Source organism: Hydrogenimonas sp. (assembly GCF_029932565.1).
GTDB lineage: Bacteria > Campylobacterota > Campylobacteria > Campylobacterales > Hydrogenimonadaceae > Hydrogenimonas.
In genome coordinates, this window is record NZ_JAOZPV010000008.1 from 1 (window position 1) to 17,301 (window position 17,301).

The 17,301-nt window shown below is 53.5% G+C and carries 16 protein-coding genes; 10 read left to right on the forward strand and 6 right to left on the reverse strand.

Annotation, left to right across the window (positions count from 1 at the left end):
* From Q1K24_RS02125 to radC, 4 genes are all read left to right on the forward strand, one after another.
* Positions 1 to 1,041: outer membrane protein transport protein (locus Q1K24_RS02125; RefSeq protein ID WP_300365249.1), on the forward strand; the 1,041-nt coding region annotated here is incomplete at its 5' end.
* Between the two features lie 2 nt (positions 1,042 to 1,043).
* Entirely contained in the window at positions 1,044 to 2,603 is a 1,560-nt protein-coding gene (locus Q1K24_RS02130; RefSeq protein WP_300365351.1) for a fatty acid--CoA ligase, read from the forward strand.
* 78 nt (positions 2,604 to 2,681) lie between these two features.
* Positions 2,682 to 4,418, forward strand: coding sequence for an ATP-binding protein (locus tag Q1K24_RS02135; RefSeq protein WP_300365252.1), 1,737 nt, complete (start codon positions 2,682 to 2,684; stop codon positions 4,416 to 4,418).
* Positions 4,415 to 5,074 (forward strand): DNA repair protein RadC, encoded by a 660-nt coding sequence (gene radC, locus Q1K24_RS02140; protein ID WP_300365255.1) that lies wholly within the window; start codon positions 4,415 to 4,417, stop codon positions 5,072 to 5,074. Before Q1K24_RS02135 ends, radC begins: the two co-directional genes overlap by 4 nt.
* A 107-nt stretch (positions 5,075 to 5,181) precedes the next feature.
* Here radC and Q1K24_RS02145 read toward each other — a convergent pair whose 3' ends face one another.
* The 6 genes from Q1K24_RS02145 to Q1K24_RS02170 form a co-directional block, all read right to left on the reverse strand.
* Positions 5,182 to 6,168: an amidohydrolase family protein gene (locus Q1K24_RS02145; RefSeq protein WP_300365258.1), complete on the reverse strand. Its 987-nt coding sequence runs from the start codon at positions 6,166 to 6,168 to the stop codon at positions 5,182 to 5,184.
* The gene (locus tag Q1K24_RS02150; RefSeq protein WP_300365261.1) at positions 6,155 to 6,769 is read right to left on the reverse strand and encodes a lysophospholipid acyltransferase family protein; all 615 of its coding nucleotides are present in this window, start codon (positions 6,767 to 6,769) and stop codon (positions 6,155 to 6,157) included. The genes Q1K24_RS02145 and Q1K24_RS02150 overlap by 14 nt, the downstream gene beginning before the upstream one ends.
* Positions 6,770 to 6,780: 11 nt before the next feature.
* A complete protein-coding gene (locus tag Q1K24_RS02155; protein WP_300365264.1) occupies positions 6,781 to 7,692 on the reverse strand; it encodes a phosphatidate cytidylyltransferase in 912 nt (303 codons plus the stop codon).
* Positions 7,689 to 8,282 (reverse strand): CDP-alcohol phosphatidyltransferase family protein, encoded by a 594-nt coding sequence (locus Q1K24_RS02160; RefSeq protein WP_300365267.1) that lies wholly within the window; start codon positions 8,280 to 8,282, stop codon positions 7,689 to 7,691. Before Q1K24_RS02160 ends, Q1K24_RS02155 begins: the two co-directional genes overlap by 4 nt.
* A 257-nt stretch (positions 8,283 to 8,539) precedes the next feature.
* Positions 8,540 to 11,986, reverse strand: a complete 3,447-nt coding sequence (locus Q1K24_RS02165; RefSeq protein ID WP_300365269.1) for an acyl-[ACP]--phospholipid O-acyltransferase — start codon at positions 11,984 to 11,986, stop codon at positions 8,540 to 8,542.
* Entirely contained in the window at positions 11,983 to 12,627 is a 645-nt protein-coding gene (locus Q1K24_RS02170) for a MerR family transcriptional regulator (RefSeq protein WP_300365272.1), read from the reverse strand. The genes Q1K24_RS02165 and Q1K24_RS02170 overlap by 4 nt, the downstream gene beginning before the upstream one ends.
* A 284-nt stretch (positions 12,628 to 12,911) precedes the next feature.
* Between Q1K24_RS02170 and Q1K24_RS02175 the strand changes: the two genes are divergently transcribed.
* From Q1K24_RS02175 to Q1K24_RS02200, 6 genes are all read left to right on the forward strand, one after another.
* The gene (locus tag Q1K24_RS02175; RefSeq protein ID WP_300365275.1) at positions 12,912 to 13,301 is read left to right on the forward strand and encodes an NAD(P)H-quinone oxidoreductase subunit 3; all 390 of its coding nucleotides are present in this window, start codon (positions 12,912 to 12,914) and stop codon (positions 13,299 to 13,301) included.
* Positions 13,283 to 13,792 carry an NADH-quinone oxidoreductase subunit B family protein gene (locus Q1K24_RS02180; RefSeq protein ID WP_300365277.1) on the forward strand — a complete coding sequence of 170 codons (510 nt, stop codon included), beginning with the start codon at positions 13,283 to 13,285 and terminating at the stop codon, positions 13,790 to 13,792. The genes Q1K24_RS02175 and Q1K24_RS02180 overlap by 19 nt, the downstream gene beginning before the upstream one ends.
* Positions 13,792 to 14,601: an NADH-quinone oxidoreductase subunit C gene (locus Q1K24_RS02185; protein WP_300365280.1), complete on the forward strand. Its 810-nt coding sequence runs from the start codon at positions 13,792 to 13,794 to the stop codon at positions 14,599 to 14,601. The genes Q1K24_RS02180 and Q1K24_RS02185 overlap by 1 nt, the downstream gene beginning before the upstream one ends.
* Positions 14,602 to 14,611: 10 nt before the next feature.
* Positions 14,612 to 15,844: an NADH dehydrogenase (quinone) subunit D gene (gene nuoD, locus Q1K24_RS02190; protein ID WP_300365283.1), complete on the forward strand. Its 1,233-nt coding sequence runs from the start codon at positions 14,612 to 14,614 to the stop codon at positions 15,842 to 15,844.
* A gap of 10 nt (positions 15,845 to 15,854) precedes the next feature.
* On the forward strand, positions 15,855 to 16,082 hold the full coding sequence (locus Q1K24_RS02195; RefSeq protein ID WP_300365286.1) for an NADH-ubiquinone oxidoreductase subunit E family protein: 228 nt from the start codon (positions 15,855 to 15,857) through the stop codon (positions 16,080 to 16,082).
* Positions 16,083 to 16,084: 2 nt separating this feature from the next.
* A partial coding sequence (locus tag Q1K24_RS02200) for an NADH-ubiquinone oxidoreductase-F iron-sulfur binding region domain-containing protein (RefSeq protein WP_300365289.1) occupies positions 16,085 to 17,301 on the forward strand: 1,217 nt, incomplete at its 3' end.

Consider the following 17,301-nt stretch of genomic DNA (forward strand, 5'->3'; position numbering starts at 1 on the left):
TATTTCAACCCGGCCAACATGGCGTTTCTGCCGGATGGCCGATCACTGGAACTGAACCTGATGTATATTCATTTAACCTCCATCAAGAACGAAACGACCGGCCATGAGACGAAAGAGGAAAATTTCCTCTTGCCGCAACTCCATGTGGTGACGGGATTTTTCGACCGCTGGCGATGGGGTTTTTCGATAACCGAACCCGGCGGCCTCTCCAAGCGGTGGAGCGATGCACCCGAAAACATAACGGCCAAGAAGTTCCAGTTGCGGGTTTTCGAATTCAATCCCTCTTTCTCTTACAAAATCAGTGAGACGCTGGCGTTGGGCGGCGGCCTGCGCTATATCTATACCGATGGCGAGGTCGAAGCGGAGGGAGTTCTGCGTTCGCACATGGAGGGGCACGGAAACCGTTACGGCTATAATGTGGCTTTGAGCTTCCGTCCCTCCGATACTTTCGGCATGGCGGTCACCTATCGCAATCGTATCGATCTAAAAGAGACAGGATATTTCGAATCGGACGGTGTTTTCGCGCTTTTTGGCCGGGTTGGCGCGGAGGTTTCGGTGCCATTACCGGCGACGCTGGACGTAGCGGCTGACTATACTTTCAACAATGGCGACACGACGCTTGAAGTGGTCTACGAAAAGGTCTACTGGGGCAAGTACCAAAGTCTTGATTTCAATTACGACAACCCGATCATTGAAGGGTCGATTGTTGGACAGCCAAAAGAGAAAAACTGGGTCAATACCGACACCTATCGTATCGGCCTGACGCACCATTATGACGAGAAGCTAACGCTGATGTTCGGTTACGCCCACGATGAAACGCCGATACCTGACGAGACACTTGGTTATGAACTGCCTGACAGTGACGCCAATATCTTCTCGCTTGGCTTCCGGTATAAAATCAATGACGATATGGAAATCGGCATGGCGTATCTTCTGGATAAAAAAGATGATCGATCGGTGACAAATACAAGTGTCGGGCATGCGGAATTTACGAATACCTATGCCCATCTTGTCAGTTTCGGACTGGGATACAGATATTGAGCATTCGCTACCCGTACCAGAATTTTTACGAGATGCTTGCGTATCACGCAAAACGCAAGCCCGGCCGGCCGGCTCTGTTTGTCGGCAGCGAAAAAATTTCGTATAGGAAACTGCTGAAAAAAGTCGATACCCTTGCCCGTTTTCTGGAGCTTTCCGATATCAAAAAGGGTGACAGGGTCGCGATATTCATGCAAAACAGCAAAGAGTTCGTGATCAGTCTCTTTGCCATTACCAAACTCGGCGCCGTCGCGGTACCGGTCAATACCTTTTTGAAAAGCGACGAAGTCGCCTACATTCTTAACGATTGCGAAGCGCGGATGCTGATGGCATCGGCCGAACAGAAAGATGTCGTCGAACCGCTCTGGGACACGACGAAAATCGAACGAGTGGTCTGGGAGGGTAACTACGAGGCTCTCGACAACAAAAATATCGGGTTCGACGAGATTTTCGAAATTCTCGAAAGTCATGAAAAGATGGAGTTGCCGAAAATCGACGATCTGGCTGTCATCATCTATACATCTGGTACCACGGGAAATCCCAAGGGTGCCATGCTCAGCTACCGCAACATCATGCACAACTGCGAAGCGATCGGTCAACTGACCAATTTCACGGAAAAAGACCGGTTTATCGTCTATCTTCCCATGTTTCATGCCTTTACGCTGACGGTAACTGTCATTATGCCGATCTACTATGGCGCTTCCTATGTGATCATCCGCAAGATCATGCCATTTTCCAATATCATCAAACAGATTCTTCTGAAACGCGTGACGATGTTCGTGGGTGTACCGGATGTCTACAATGCGTTGAGCCGCGCAAAACTCCCCTGGTATTTCATGTGGTTTCAGAAGATACGCTATTTCGTCAGTGGCGCGGCACCGCTGTCGGAAGCGACGATCGAGCGCTTCACGTCGAAATTCAAAAAGGCGAAACTGCTGGAGGGGTATGGCCTGAGCGAATGTTCGCCCGTCGTCTCGGTCAACCCGCCGTGGAAGCAGAAACCCCTCTCCGTCGGGCCGGCGGTGCCGGGTGTCGAGATCAAGATCGTCGACGAAAAGATGCTGGAATTACCTGCCGGAGAGATTGGCGAAATCATTGTCAAAGGCGACAATGTGATGCAGGGGTATTTGAACCGGCCGACGGCAACGGACGAGACCATCGTCAACGGGTGGCTTCTTACGGGCGACATGGGGTATCTCGACGAAGAGGGATTTCTTTTTATCGTCGACCGAAAGAAAGATCTGATCATCTCGAAGGGGATCAACATCTATCCCCGTGAAATCGAAGAGGTGATCAATGCGTTCGAAGGGGTCGGTGCATCGGCTGTGGTCGGTGTGCCGGATGAAAAATCGGGCGAAGTTCCGGTCGCATTTGTCGAACCGGCTGAGAACGAAACGATCGATCTCAAAGCGCTCCGTGCCTATTTGAAAGAGAGAGTCGCAAACTTCAAGCTTCCCCGCGATATCCGTGTGATCGAGTCCCTGCCGAAAAACGCAACCGGCAAAGTGCTCAAACGCATACTCAAGGAACAGCTGAAAGAGGAGGGTGGGATTGCCAAAAAGTAATCCGTTTTTCTTTGCCCCCTCTTGATACGTTCGATATAATCTCACGATACAACTACATCCAAACTATCTAAGGTACTTATGAAATATCTCGTAGATTTTTTGCAAGCCGACAATGTTACAGAATCGGATATCTTCGAACATCTCAAATGCTCCAGGGAGGAAGCGGAAATACTTCGCGTCATGGCGCGCCGTTATGTCCAGGGCAGTGAAGAGGTGGGTGTCATCGATCTGCTGATGGAGCTATACGGTGATGAAGCCTATGGCTATATTATGCATCTCGGCAAGATCAAAAATCTGTTCGAACTCGGTTGGCTGATGCAGAACAATTTTCATGCGATCAAACTGGGTGAGCTCTCTTCTCTGGAGCTGCTGCATACGAGTGTAAGCCTGAGTGTCTCGTTTCTGAAACTCCTCGAAAACGGCAATCTCGATCTCGTACTCCCTGAAGTGACCCCCTATACCGACCATCTGGAGTATCTGCAGGATCAGTTTCTGCGTATCGACCTCTACACCAAAATGGGATCCGCAAGACACAGTTTCAACAGCGCCAGTCCGAGTGTCAGTCGATTGCAGAACAAACTCGGACTACTGGAGAAGCGGATCGGAGAGCGGGTTTCCGTGACTGACGAGCCGATTGTCGTGGAAGAGTTTTTCAAAGAGAGAGGTCTCGAACCGAAGGAGCAGATTATCTTTCTGGCACTGCTGAAAGAGGAGTATGCAGGGGGCGAGGGGAACCTGCGCGACATGAATACGCTGATCGATCTGGTCAGTTTCGACGAGTATGACCGCTTCAGAAACCGTGCCCTCCTGGAAGAGGGGGCGAAGCTGGTGAGCGACGATATTATCGACTACGACGAGATGCTCAATCCTTTTGGCGGCATCACCCGTAGCTTCTTTATCCATGAGGAGATTCTTCACGACATCATCCATCCGCAGAAGAAGAAAAAGACGACGAAACTCAAACTTGGCCAGCTGGTGAAGGAGCAGGAACTCTTCGAGCTGATCGATCCGAAAACGACACTCGATGACGTTGTGCTCCATCCCCAGACGCGTGATATTCTCGATGGCCTTTTGCGGCAGATGGACAAAAAAGTGGCCCAGCGCCTCAAAGCCTGGGGCATCAGATCCAAAGCCCGAAACATCGACGCCCGCATTATCTTCTACGGCCCGCCCGGAACGGGCAAGACGATGACGGCCCTCTCTCTGGCCAAGTCGCTCAAGAAACAGGTGCTCAGCTTCGATTGCTCGAAAATTCTCTCGATGTATGTGGGTGAGAGTGAAAAGAATGTCCGAAAAATTTTCGACACCTTCAAAGAGCTGGCCAAAAAAAGCAAAAGCGAGCCGGTACTGCTGCTCAACGAGGCAGACCAGTTTTTAAGCAGCCGAAGTACGGGACCCGGCAGCAGCGCCGACAAGATGCACAACCAGATGCAGAATATCTTTCTGGAGCAGATCGAACATTTCGAAGGGGTGCTCATCGCCACGACCAATCTGCTGGAAAACCTCGATACCGCTTTCTCCCGCCGATTCAATTACAAGATCGGTTTCAAAAAACCGAACCGGGCGCAGCGGGTGGAGCTCTGGAAGAAGTTGCTGCCGCCAGACGCGCCCTATGCTGACGATTTCGATGTTGAAAAGCTGGCCGATTACGATCTGACCGGCGGCCAGATCAATCTGATCGTCAAAAACACCGCCTATCGTGTCGCCGTGAAAGAGGAACCGCTTTTCACCGTCGAGGATTTTATCGAAGAGATCAAAAAAGAGAAGGGCGGCAGTTTCGAAGGCGAAGGCAAATCGATGGGATTTCTGGCATGAAACGCGTCGACGAACTCTACGAAAAGGATCGTCCCCGTGAGAAACTGAAAGCGAAAGGCCCGGCGGCGCTGAAGAACTACGAGCTGATCGCCGTACTGTTGGGAAGCGGGACGAAAGGGCAGGATGTCATCCGTCTGGCCAGAGCGGTCGAAAAGCTGCTGGAGGCCGATTTCGAAGGGTTGACACTTGACAGGTTAACGAGTGTTCATGGGCTCGGTCCGGCCAAGGCGATGCAGATTCTGGCGGCCATCGAGCTGAGCCGACGCCATCTGGTTCGGCAGAATGTCAAAATCGCCTGTGCAGAAGATGTCTGGCAGCATCTTCGCGACTATGCCGACAAAAAGCAGGAGTATTTTCTGGCCATCACGCTTGACGGAGCGGGGCATATCATCGAGAAGAGGGTCGTGACCGTCGGTACTCTGAATCAGAGCCTGGTCCATCCGCGTGAACTCTTCGCCGACGCCATCGCCGATCGTGCCGCCGGTGTCGTCATCGCCCACAACCATCCAAGCGGCCAATGCTTTCCCAGTGCCGAAGATCGTCGTGTTACATCCCGCCTCCGGGAAGCGAGCCGGATTCTCGGCATCGAGCTGATCGACCATGTAATTCTGACGAAAGAGGGGTGGTTCAGTTTTGCGGAGGAGGGTGAACTTTGACGTCGTTCGCAGAGATGGCAGGGAAGAGAAAAACGGTAGGAGGGATGTAAACAGAAAGAGGCGCGATTCTTTTGATCCGGAGAGGGCACCGCGTGACGGTGTGAGTGTCATGCTCCCGGAAGCACTTTGGCGTAGTTGGTCCAGACGGGATTGTCGGCGGGAAAGTATTCCAGAATCGTTTCGATATACCGATCGAAAGGGTTTTCGATTCTGTTGAGTGCTCTGCACCGTTTCAACGGAATGTCGTGGGTGTTGAGCAGCGTCGTGAAAGGTACGGGAAAATCGGTGCCGAAGAGAAGCTTTTCGTGGATTTGGGTCTGGCGGGCCAGATGAGGCAGAGCCTTGGCCCGCACAGGGGTGAGAATGGCGGAGATGTCGGCGTAGAGGTTTTTGCGGGTTTCGAGCATCTCCAGCAGCCGGTGATAGTTGCCGCCGAAGTGCTTCGGGTTTTTCGAGAGATCTTTGAGGATCGTCAGAGCCGAATACTCCAGACCCATGTGTGCGGCGATCGTCGTGACCCCGGCGTCGAGCGGGCCTTCTAGCATCTCCAGGGTTTCGCACTCCGGGAACGATTCGACACTGCTTTCGCTGCCGATATGGACGATCAGGGGAAGCCCCTTTTCGGCCAGTTTTTCGAAAAAAGGTCTGAAGCGCTTTTCCCGCGTGTCGACGTTCCAGTAGTTCTGCAGAAACTTCATCCCTTTGAATCCCATGTCGGCGTACCGGTCGATGCGTTCGAGCGCATCGGGGCGCAACGGATTGACCGACATGAAGGGGACGATGAGGTCCGGGGCTTTTTGGTAGAGAGCGAAAACATCCTCGTTGGTGGCGCAGACGGTCAGGTCGCGGTGCAGTTCGTTTCCCTCTTCGTCGACCCGGGCGTCCACTCCGAAGATGACCGTCTTGCTCATGTATTTCGATTCTCCCACGCGCCGGATCACCGTGTCGCAGTAGGCTTCGTGGGGATTGGCGATCAGTGCGGCGGGATCGGCCCCCAGCTTTTTCCCGAAAAACCGCACGGCGAGCCTGTCGTAGAATCGGTCGAGTCTGACGTCGCTGCTGAGCAGATGCATGTGGATGTCAACGGTCTGCATGGAAGCACCTTTCGATAATTTGGGTGAAATCGCGGATGTCGTTTCCGTAATGATAGGGTGTTGCGATATCAATGTCAAGAATGAACGGCACCCAGAGTGCCTCCTCTTTGGGAAGGGAACGGTCCGTACCGCCGATTTTGACGGGAACGACCGGAACGTCGGGACGCATCTTCGCCAGATGGGCGAAGCCGCTTTTGAAGGGTTTCATTTTCCCGGGTTCTCCCCGGCTCCCTTCCGGAAAGATGATGAGGATTTCGCCACGGTCGAGGGCGTCGAGCATCGGTTGGAGAGGATGCGTTTTTCCACTCTTTTGGATTCCCCGTCTGTCTAACGGAATGATTCCGATGAGCTTTTCGGAGACGAAGCGGCGCAGCGGAGAGCCGAAAAAGTAGTCGCGTGCCGCGACGGGCCTGATCTTCGGAAGCAGCGAAACGGGGAAGAGGCTCATGATGGCGAGGGTGTCGAGGTGGCTGTTGTGGTTGGCGACGAGGATGGCAGGCCCATCTTTAGGAAGGTTCCGCAGGCCATCCGCGCGGATACCGCTGACAAGCAGAAGCAGCGGCCGGACGATAAGCATGAAAAAGAGTCGTTTCATCCACATGGTTCCGCCTTTCAGTAGTAGAGATAATAGACGAAATGGAAAAAGAGCGGTGCCGTATAGGTCAGGCTGTCGATGCGGTCCAGAATGCCGCCGTGGCCCGGTATCAGCGTGCCGCTGTCCTTGATTCCCACATCGCGTTTGACCATCGAGACGACGACGTCGCCGATGAAACCGGCCGACGAGACGAGCAATCCAGCCATCACGCTCTCTGGCATCGTAAAGGGTGTCAGGAATTTCAGAACAACCGCCGTCGCCGTCGTGGCAACCAGTGCTCCTGTGAATCCTTCGACCGTCTTGTTGGGGCTGACCTTCGGTACGATTTTCCTCTTCCCGAACCGTTTCCCGAAAATATACTGGTAGATATCGTTCAGTTCGGTCAGGACAACGAGGTAGAGCAGCATTTCGACCCCTCCGATTCCTTCGATAGGCGGCAGGATGTAAAGAAATGCCAGATGGCTGATGGAGAAGACGAAAAGCATCAGTCCCCACTGCACTCTGCCGGTTGACTCCAGGAATCCCTTCGTTTCGCCGGTAAGTACCTGCCGGAACGGAAGCAGCAGAAAGGTGTAGACCGGTATCCAGATGATGAACATTTCGTACCATTCCACATAGGCCCACCAGAACTGCGGAAAGATGGAGAGGTAGGCCCAGAAGATGATGCGCCGGTCCACCCGCCGGATCGGGATCATCGTGAAGTACTCCTTGACGGCGAGGTAGCTGACGATGGCGAAAAGCAGAATGGCACCCGGTTTTCCGGAAAGGACGAGGGATAGAAAGATCGCCGCCATGATCCACCACGAGGTGATCCGACTGCGAAGTTCGCCCAGATCCTTTTCGCTTTTTCTCTGCATCAGACCTATCGTGGCCGACGCGGCGAGAAGGAGAACGAGTAGGATGGAAACAAGCAGCGTCACGGGATTCATTGCAGGCCTCCTTTGATGCGGTTGTAGATGGTGGGAAGCGTCAGAAGCGCCGCCAGCACAACAGAAAAAGTACCGAATTTTTCAGATATCCAGCCAACTCCGTAGAGAAGCGCAAGTATGCCGATGAAAGCGGCACGGTCGGATTTGCCGAATGGTCCGTCGTATCGTCTCGACCCCGTGACGGCCCAGCCGAGGACGCCGACATATTCGCTGACGACCGCGCCGAAGGCGAAAAGCACGATAGGCCAGAGTGCCATGCCCGGTACCCATGCCATCGACAGAATGAGCGCGGCATCGCTGATGACATCGCCGAGTTCGTTGAGGTAGGCGCCGAGCCTACTCTGTTGCCCGAACTCCTTCGCCATGATACCGTCGATGGCATTGAGTGCCATCCGTGTGAAAAGGGTCAGAGGCATCAGCAGCAATGTCCATGATGCACCACATGTCAATACGACAGCAGCGGCCTGTATCAGTGAGAGCGCCAACGCCGCCATCGTTACGCCATTGGCCGTTGCGCCATGGGTGACGAGAGAGGCGGCCAGTGGGCGCAGCAGCTTTTGGAATGTCGGTTTGAGATCATAAATCGTCATCGTGTACTCCTTGCGAGGCAGAGTGATGGGAAAATTTTACACTATAAATAGTAAAGTGTCAAGTAACACTATACAATAAGAGAGGTATTCTACCTGCAAGGCAACGTGTATGGCCGAAACGACGAAACAGGATGGGGGATGTATCGAACCGAAGTGGTTGCGAAAAACGGCAAAAAAGTAGTTTGCTGGCACTGCATTGGCTCCGTGTACCCCTTATGGGGCACTCCGGGTTTTGAAGAGTATGGCGCAGCGTTTGGTTATGGAGCGAGAAGATCCTGCGCCACTCTTTTCGCACCGTTGAAATCGGCTTTTCCACTGGCGAGTTTCGGCAGTGATTCGATGCGAAACACTTTGGCCGGCTGCATGATGGATGCCATGCCGCCGGACTTTATGGTCTCCATCACTTCGGATGGTTCCATGTCGGCCGAATAGAGCAGTACAATGAGTTCGCCCTTCTTTTCATCGGGCAGATTGACGGCGATCGCATCGAAATCTTCTCCGAAAACTCTTTCGATCTCCGCTTCGACGCTGCCGAGGCTGATCATTTCTCCCCCGATTTTCGCAAAACGGCTGTAACGGTCGACGATCGTAATGAAGCCGTCTTCGTCCAGGTGCCCTTTGTCGCCGGTTTTGTAGAAGCGGATGTCGTCGATTTTCGTCAGGACTTCTGCCGTTTTTCCGGGATCGTTCAGATACCCTTTCATGACCTGGACACCGCCCACGAGAATCAGGCCGTCCTCACCCACCGGAAGCTCTTCCATCGTGTCAGGATCGACGATTCGGATCACGGTACCCGGCAGCGGTTGACCGACGCTCCCGGGCTTGTTGCCGACGATCACCTGCAGGGTATCGGGATCGAGTGCATCGGGCATGTTGACGGCGATGACCGGCGAAGTTTCGGTGGTGCCGTACCCCTCGTACAATTCGACGCCGAACTTGGTTTTGAAAGCCGTCTTGATTTCCGGTTTCAGCTTTTCCGCACCTGCGACCGCCATCCTCAGCGTTCCGAACATCATGGGATGGAGTTTTCTGTTGCGGGTATAGAGCCTGAAAAAGGTCGAGGTACCGAATAGAATCGTGGCGCGGTATCGGGCCGCCATCTTCCCGACACTCAGTGCATCGGTCGGATCGGGCACGCTCGCCATCAGGACCCCTTCGCAAAGGGGAAGAAGCGTCGTCACCGTCAGTCCGAAGGAGTGGAAAATAGGCAGGGAGTTGAGGATGACGTCCTCGTCGGTGAAATTGATCATCGCGCTCACCTGTTTGATATTGCCCAGCAGGTTTCTGTGGGTCAGCTCGATCCCCTTCGGTGTCCCTTCGCTTCCGCTGCTAAAGAGGATCGTTGCCGTATCGTCGAGTGAAACCGGCTCGAAATAGAGTGCCTGCAGCAGGCGTGCCGGAAAGAGAAGGGCTTTGAGGAAGGTGACGGTTTTCTCCTTTTTCGTCAGTGCCGCACCGATCGTTTCGGCATGGAGAATCCTCTCCCCAAGCAGTTTGGCCGGATCGAACCCTTTGGCCGCCAGTTTTTTCAGAAACTTTTCCGACGATACGACCGTCTGCAGATCGGCCTTTTCGACGGCCGCCTTCATCGCTTCGGGCGGGAGCGTGTAGTTGAGGTTGACGGGCCGTTTTCCCAGGACGAAGAGGGCCATGTTGACGATGGCTCCGGCGGCGGAGGATGGGAGCAGTACGCCGACATTCGTCTGATCTTTCAGCCTCGGCTCCAGCACTTTCGCAAAGAGCAGGACGGCACTGAGCATTTTGACCCGGGTCAGATCGGTACCGGCCGCATCGACGATGGCGCGGCGAAACGGTGCGCCTTTGGCGCGTCCAAGCCACTGGATATGGAGCGGCTCCATACGCGACACCGTTCGGTCCCACGCTTTGAACGACAGGGTTTGAATGGTCTGTTTCAATGCATGGGCCGTTGTATGGGACGGGAGCGGTTTACCGAAGACGACACCGATATCGCGGCGGGCGCCCGTTTTCGAGAGCAGTTTGTAGCGTGTTTCGGCACGGGAAAAGGTCGATCCCCACAGACCGTGCAGGTAGAAGGGGACAATCGGGTGGGCGGCATCTTTCATGATCAGCTCGAACCCTTTCTTGAACTCTCCGAGTTGTCCGTTGTAGCTGATGCGCCCTTCCGGAAAGAGCGCCACCACTTCCCCGTTGTCGAGCCGTTTTCTGACCTGCTCGATGGCCCCTTTCCCCGATATACCGGAAATCGGAATGACGTTGAACCATTTCAGAAACCATTTGAGATACCACTGTTCGTAGATCCGTTTTTCCATAACGAACTTGATGGCCCGTGGCGATGCGACCTGCAGAATCAGCCAGTCGATCCAGCTGACATGGTTGCCGAGCAGCAGTACACCGCCGGCCTGCGGCAGATTTTCGAGCCCTTCGACGAAGATGCGGTAGCGTGTATGGAGGATCGGCAGAAGCATCAGGCGGGCGACGAGCTGCGGCATTTTCAGCATCGCATAGATCGTACCTGCCAGCGTGATCCATGCGGCGATATGGAAGATGCCGTACGAGGAGAAGCCGATCTGGACCAGTGCGATCGTGGCGACCAGGAAGAGTACCATCGCGATATTCTGGATAAAATTGTTGCCCGCGAGAATGGTTCCCATCTTGTGGTCGGGCGCAAGGTACTGGATGGTGGCGTTGAAGGGGACGATAACGAGTCCGCCGAAGAAGCCGAAGGAGAAGCTGGCGGCCGCCATGACGGAGGCGCTGCCGGCCGTCGCGAACGCTGTCAGCGACAGGAACATGCCGAGTGCACCGATCGGGACGATCCCGAACTCGATATGGCGTCTGCTCAGGCGCCCGGCCATGATGGAGCCGATGATGAGCCCGATCGCACTGACGGCCAGGATACCCTGGATGATGACCGTGTTTTCATCACCTGTAACCGTCTTGTAGTGGGCAGGAAAGGCTGCCACGACGAGCTGGGAGACACCCCAGAAGAGGCTGAGTCCGATAATGCTGATCCAGATGATTCTGTCACTCCGTAGAAGTGTCAGATTCCGTTTCAGGTAAGCGAGCCTGAAGTAGTCACTCAGATCGAATCGAAGATGATCCTCGTTGATCGTACTGGGGGGTATACGGAAGGCGAACCAGCTCTCGAACAGGGTCATCGCCACCAGCAGCCATCCGAGCGGGGCAATCGACTGCAGGATCGCTCCGGGTGTTGTGGTGCCGTCGTAAAGCGTTTCGAAAACGAGCGAAAAGAGGAGAGCACTGCCCAGGATGGCACTGATCGTCGCGGCCTGCACGATACCGTTGGCGTAGGCGAGCCTTTGAGAGCCGACGAGCTCTTTGAGGAGCCCGTATTTGGCCGGTGAATAGATGGCGCTCTGGACCGCGAGCAGGAAGGTCATCGCGAATGCGAAATAGAACCATCCGGCATAGTAGCTGATGGTCGCCAGCAGGGCCAGAAGAATGCTCGCGAGTGCCGCATAGCGGATAATGTGGGTTTTATGGAACCGGTCCGACAGGAAGCCGGAGGGTGAAAAGAGCAGGATGAATGGAATGAGTATCAGAGCGTTGACCAGCGCGCTGAGCACGATGAGCGTATCGCCTTCGAAACTCTTGATCAGCACATTCTGGATCGTGATTTTGTGGGCGATGTCGGTCATTGCGTTGAAGACGAGGACGAAGATGAAAGGTAGAAATCCCCTCAGCAGCCAGATACGGTTCATGATCGACTCTTTCGGTTTTGATAGGTGTGCACAAGGTGCATATTGAAGAGGTAGGGTTTGAGAATCAGTGTCGCGTCGAAGAGGGATTTGATCGCGCTGTTCCTGTCGTGGCTGCTTTCAAGAAGTTTCTCTGCCAGATTCACTTCGCTCGCCGCCACCGTTTTGGCATGTTTCAGATAGGTGTGAAGGAGGGATGCGTCCGGATCCATCTTTTCGAGTTCCAGAAGAATCGATAGAATCTCGACCTCCTTTTCGCTGAAACCGCCGTTTCGCTCGAAAATGGCACCGATTTCAAGATAGTGGTTCAAAGTTTCACGGGAAATATCCAGTTTTGCACATACCTCCCCCGCCGAAAAGATGACCGGGGAGGAGGGTGCCATCAGGAGATCGAGCGTATCGAGAACCGCTTCGAAACCTCTGGAAAAATCGAAATCTCTCTGCTGCATCAACTGCTTGATTTGGCTGATGGAGGCGTTGAAATTGCTCTGCAGGTACTTGATGAAACGGATGCGATCGACGAAATCGTCATCGTAGAGGTGGACATTGGGCTTGATTTTCTGCGGTTCGGGCAGCAGCCCCTCTTTGATGTAAAAAAGAATGGTGGATTTGGGTGTTCCTGTCAATTGGGTGAGTTGACTCATTTTCAGTGGCATCGTTGCGATCTCCGGTTCATTTTTTGAAAATCATAACCTACTTGGATAAAAAGTGTCAAGCTATACTTCACATTATAATATTTTTGATGCATGTCGTGCTACTTTTCAGGACAGAATAGTTTCCATGAATGTTTCTATGCGAAACAGTTCACCCTATGTCATTCGGTCGGATGCCTGTACAATTTTGATTTAAAGTTTATTTGTTAAACTACCCTAACATTGGTTTATAGACACTAAATGAAGCTTTAACAGCTTTAAACAAAGGGGTTTCGATGACACATATGGCTGTGGATCATCCATATTTCGGTGCTTTTCTGCTGCTGCTGGTGACCTTTGGTGCATTCAGCCTTACCGTGTTCGCTGCACGTTTCGTCAGCCGTAGACTGGCGAAACTCGATACGGAAAAGCTCAAACTCACCATCTACGAGTGCGGGCCGGAGGTTACGAAACAGCCCAATACGATTTCGGCACAGTTCTATCTCTTTGCCCTTCTCTTCATTCTCTTCGATGTGGAGATTATCTTTATGTTCCCATGGGCAATCGACTTCAAAGTCCTTGGGTGGTTCGGTTTTGCCGAAATGATTCTGTTTATTTTACTGCTTGCAATCGGTTTTATCTATGCATGGAAGAAAGGAGCGCTTGAATGGCACAGCATCAAGTAAATTACACACAAAGCGGCGGTTTGCCGGTCGCATTGACAACGGTGGACAAGATCCTCAACTGGGGACGGAGCAACTCGCTGTGGGCTTTGACCTATGGGCTGGCCTGCTGTGCGATCGAGATGATGGCATCCGGTGCCAGCCGTTACGACTTCGACCGTTTCGGTACGATTTTCCGCGCGTCTCCGCGTCAGGCCGACGTCATGATTGTAGCCGGGACATTGACAAAAAAGCATGCGGAATTCATCCGTCGTCTCTATGATCAGATGACAGAGCCAAAATGGGTCATCTCGATGGGAAGCTGTGCCAATACGGGCGGTATGTTCAATACCTATGCTACGGTACAGGGTTGCGACCGTGTCATACCGGTCGATCTCTATCTGCCTGGCTGTGCTCCGCGTCCCGAAACACTTCAGTATGCTGTCATGCTGCTGCAGCAGAAGATTCGTAAAGAGTCTGCAAACAAATCTCAAAAACCGAAAAGGCTGGTATGATGAGACCCTATACTCCCAAAGATAACGTTCAGGCGAAAGCCTACTATACCGACCGTTTCTGGGTGGCACCGCGTATTCCGGAAGAACCGATTCCGGAGGATGATCTGTATGCAGAGGATATCGCTGCCGTCAAGAAACAGTGCAAAATCCTCAATGCCTACATTCAACGCGGACAGCTTGTAATCTACATCAACCCGGAAGACAACATCCCTGCATTGAAAACACTCAAAGAGGAGCGTGGGTACGAGATGCTCTCCGAAATGAGCGGTGTCGACTTTCTGGCTGAGCGCGGCGGGTTCGAAGTCTTCTACCAGATCCTGAATCTGGGTACGGCACGACGTATTCGCGTCAAATGCTTCGTTGACGAAAACCAGGCGGTAGAGAGTGTCAATCCGCTCTATCGAAGTGCCGACTGGGCAGAGCGCGAAATGTGGGACCTGATGGGTGTGAAAGTCAATAACCATCCCTATCTCAAGCGCCTTATTATGCCGGACGACTGGGAAGGCCATCCGTTGCGCAAAACCTATCCGCTGGAAGGGGACGAGTTTGCGCAGTGGTACGAAGTTGACAAAATTTTCGGCAAAGAGGCCCGTGACATCATCGGACCAGAAAACCGCGATCCGGCGCGTGTCGACCGCTACGATACGGAACGTTTTGCGCGTCTCGGCCACGAAGTACCCCGGGGTGCACCGGCCGAAATGGCTGACAAGGCAGAAGAGACACCGCTCAGCTATCAGGAAGAAGAGGGTGTTTTCCTGATTCAGAAGCTCTCGGAAGAGAATTCAAAAGTTTTGGACAAGAGAAGATAAGGGGACGCGGATGCAACAGACCAACAAACTACGACCATTTTTCGAAAACCTGGAGTTCGAGCGCGAAGACAACCATATGGTGATCAACTTCGGTCCGCAGCACCCCTCCGCCCACGGGCAGCTGCGTCTGATTCTCGAACTCGACGGCGAGCAGATCGTCCGTGCGGTACCCGATATCGGCTATCTGCACCGGGGTATGGAGAAGATGGCGGAAAACATGATTTACAACGAGTTTCTGCCGACGACCGACCGGATGGACTATATCGCGGCGACGTCGAACAACTACGGTTTCGCCCTGGCGGTCGAGCGTCTGCTCGGCATCGAGGACAAGGTGCCCAGACGTGCCAAAGTGATCAGGACGATGCTTCTGGAGATCAACCGCATCATCTCCCACCTCTTCTGGCTGGCGACCCACGCACTGGACGTCGGTGCGATGAGTGTCTTCCTCTACTGCTTCCGCGAGCGTGAATTCGCGATGGACCTGATGGAGGACTACTGCGGTGCGCGCCTGACCCACTCGGCCGTCCGTATCGGCGGCGTGCCCCTCGATCTTCCCGATGGGTGGCTGGGCGCTCTTGCGAAATTCGTCAACGAACTCCCTTCCAACATCAAGGATTACGAGGATCTTCTGACCGAAAACCGCATCTGGCGGATGCGTCTGGAGGGTGTCGGCGTCATCGATGCCGACCTGGCGAGAAGCTGGGGATGTACGGGGCCGATTCTCCGTGCAACGGGTATCGAATATGACATCCGAAAAGAGGAGCCCTACGAACTCTACGAGGAGCTGGAATTCGACATTCCCGTCACCGATACGGGCGACAGCTACGGCCGCTACAAGCTCTATATGGAAGAGATGCGTCAGTCTGCCCGTATCCTGCAGCAGCTGATCGCCATGTACGACGAGACGGAGCCGGAGCTGATGGCCCATGTGCCTCAATACATCTCCGCGCCCAAAGAGGACATCATGACCCAGAACTATTCGCTGATGCAGCATTTCGTGCTTGTCACCCAGGGTATGCGGCCGCCGGTCGGAGAAGTCTATGTCCCCACCGAAAGTCCGAAGGGGGAACTGGGATTCTATATCAATTCCCAGGGTGAACCCTATCCGTATCGATTGAAAGTCCGGGCACCGAGTTTCTGGCACTGCGGCATCCTTCAGGATATCCTGCCGGGCACCTATATCGCTGATGTCGTCACGATCATCGGTAACACCAATATCGTCTTTGGCGAAATCGACAGATAAGGGAGAGAGTATGGTACGTTACGATTTGCGTCATCTGAAAGATGATTTCTATGACAGAATGATGGAACTGCTCGAGACCGGTACGAAATCGGGTGAAGTCGCGATCTTCCTTTTCGAAATCGGGGATTTTTCTCCTATTCAAAAGAGTGCTGACCTGGTCAAGGAGGCTGGACATGAGCTGCTCAATTCGCTCAAGTTCAACGAAGTCGACTGGACCATTTCGGTGAGAAGGAAATAGTAGTGGCCCGAGTGGTTTTTTCGACCTGGCGCGGTGAGTTTATCGACAACCGCGGCAAGCCCGAAGAAGAGTGGGTCGAGTCTGAATACAAATTGCCCGAACAGTACGAGGCAGATCGAAATGCCAAAGCTTTCATCGGATGGGACGGCTTTGCGATTTTCGACGAGAGTGTCGATGTTGTACGCCTTGGGACCGAGTATGCACAGACTTACCAACAATATTCGGAAGCGTGCGGCCGATGTGCGCCGGGACGATGGGGCGGAAGGATTTTGTACGATCTGATGGACAAGATTGCCCGTGGCGAAGGGGAGATGAGCGATCTCGAGCATCTCAAAGAGGTTTCGCGTACGATGATGGAGACATCCAAATGTGAAATCGGGCGGACAGTTCCAAAGCCCCTGCTCGATATGATGGAGCATTATCGGGATACCTTTATGGATCTGATCGAAAACAAAAAGGCGAGCAAAGATTATCACCTCGATGAGATCAACTACATTGCGAAAGTGACGGCACCCTGCATGGATGCCTGTCCGACACATGTCGACATTCCCGCCTATATCGAGGGAGTGCGGGACCTGCGTTATGATGATTCGCTGCAGGCAACGCGAAAGACGATGCCATTGGCCCATACCTGTGGGCGTGTCTGTCCGCATCCGTGTGAAGACGAGTGCCGACGCGCCAATCTCGACGAACCGATCTCCATCATGGAGCTGAAACGTCTCGGTGCCGACTATGAAACCGATCATGGGCTGGAGTGGCTTCATCCTGTCGAACCATCAAAAGAGAAAAGTGACAAGCGGGTCGCGATTATCGGTGCCGGACCTGCCGGTCTGACGGCGGCGTATTATCTGGGACTCGAGGGTATCCAGTGCGATGTCTACGAAGAGCTGCCCGTTCTGGGTGGGGAAGTGGCTGTCGGGGTGCCTGAATACCGGATGCCGATCGATCGTTACAACAAAGATATCGAATTGGCCAGGAGCGTAGGCACCAACTTCATCATGAATACGCGGGTGGATGCCGATATGCTTCGGAAGTTTGACAAGGAGTATGATGCGACGCTGCTTGCGTTCGGAACCCGCCTTTCGAAAAAAGTCCGGGCGAAAAACGAGCGTGAGGATATGCCGGGCTACTGGGGGGCGATCAATTTCCTTGATTGCGTCAATCTCTGGGAGAAGTACGGCATACCGATTCCCGAAAATGTACGTAAACAGCAGATGCT

Bases quoted from the DNA above. Each gene is read 5' to 3' on its own strand.
- Q1K24_RS02135 (WP_300365252.1), top strand. From the start codon at position 2,682: ATGAAATATCTCGTAGATTTTTTGCAAGCCGACAATGTTACAGAATCG.
- radC (WP_300365255.1), top strand. From the start codon at position 4,415: ATGAAACGCGTCGACGAACTCTACGAAAAGGATCGTCCCCGTGAGAAA.
- Q1K24_RS02145 (WP_300365258.1), bottom strand. From the start codon at position 6,168: ATGCAGACCGTTGACATCCACATGCATCTGCTCAGCAGCGACGTCAGA.
- Q1K24_RS02150 (WP_300365261.1), bottom strand. From the start codon at position 6,769: ATGTGGATGAAACGACTCTTTTTCATGCTTATCGTCCGGCCGCTGCTT.
- Q1K24_RS02155 (WP_300365264.1), bottom strand. From the start codon at position 7,692: ATGAATCCCGTGACGCTGCTTGTTTCCATCCTACTCGTTCTCCTTCTC.
- Q1K24_RS02160 (WP_300365267.1), bottom strand. From the start codon at position 8,282: ATGACGATTTATGATCTCAAACCGACATTCCAAAAGCTGCTGCGCCCA.
- Q1K24_RS02165 (WP_300365269.1), bottom strand. From the start codon at position 11,986: ATGAACCGTATCTGGCTGCTGAGGGGATTTCTACCTTTCATCTTCGTC.
- Q1K24_RS02170 (WP_300365272.1), bottom strand. From the start codon at position 12,627: ATGAGTCAACTCACCCAATTGACAGGAACACCCAAATCCACCATTCTT.
- Q1K24_RS02175 (WP_300365275.1), top strand. From the start codon at position 12,912: ATGACACATATGGCTGTGGATCATCCATATTTCGGTGCTTTTCTGCTG.
- Q1K24_RS02180 (WP_300365277.1), top strand. From the start codon at position 13,283: ATGGCACAGCATCAAGTAAATTACACACAAAGCGGCGGTTTGCCGGTC.
- Q1K24_RS02185 (WP_300365280.1), top strand. From the start codon at position 13,792: ATGAGACCCTATACTCCCAAAGATAACGTTCAGGCGAAAGCCTACTAT.
- nuoD (WP_300365283.1), top strand. From the start codon at position 14,612: ATGCAACAGACCAACAAACTACGACCATTTTTCGAAAACCTGGAGTTC.
- Q1K24_RS02195 (WP_300365286.1), top strand. From the start codon at position 15,855: ATGGTACGTTACGATTTGCGTCATCTGAAAGATGATTTCTATGACAGA.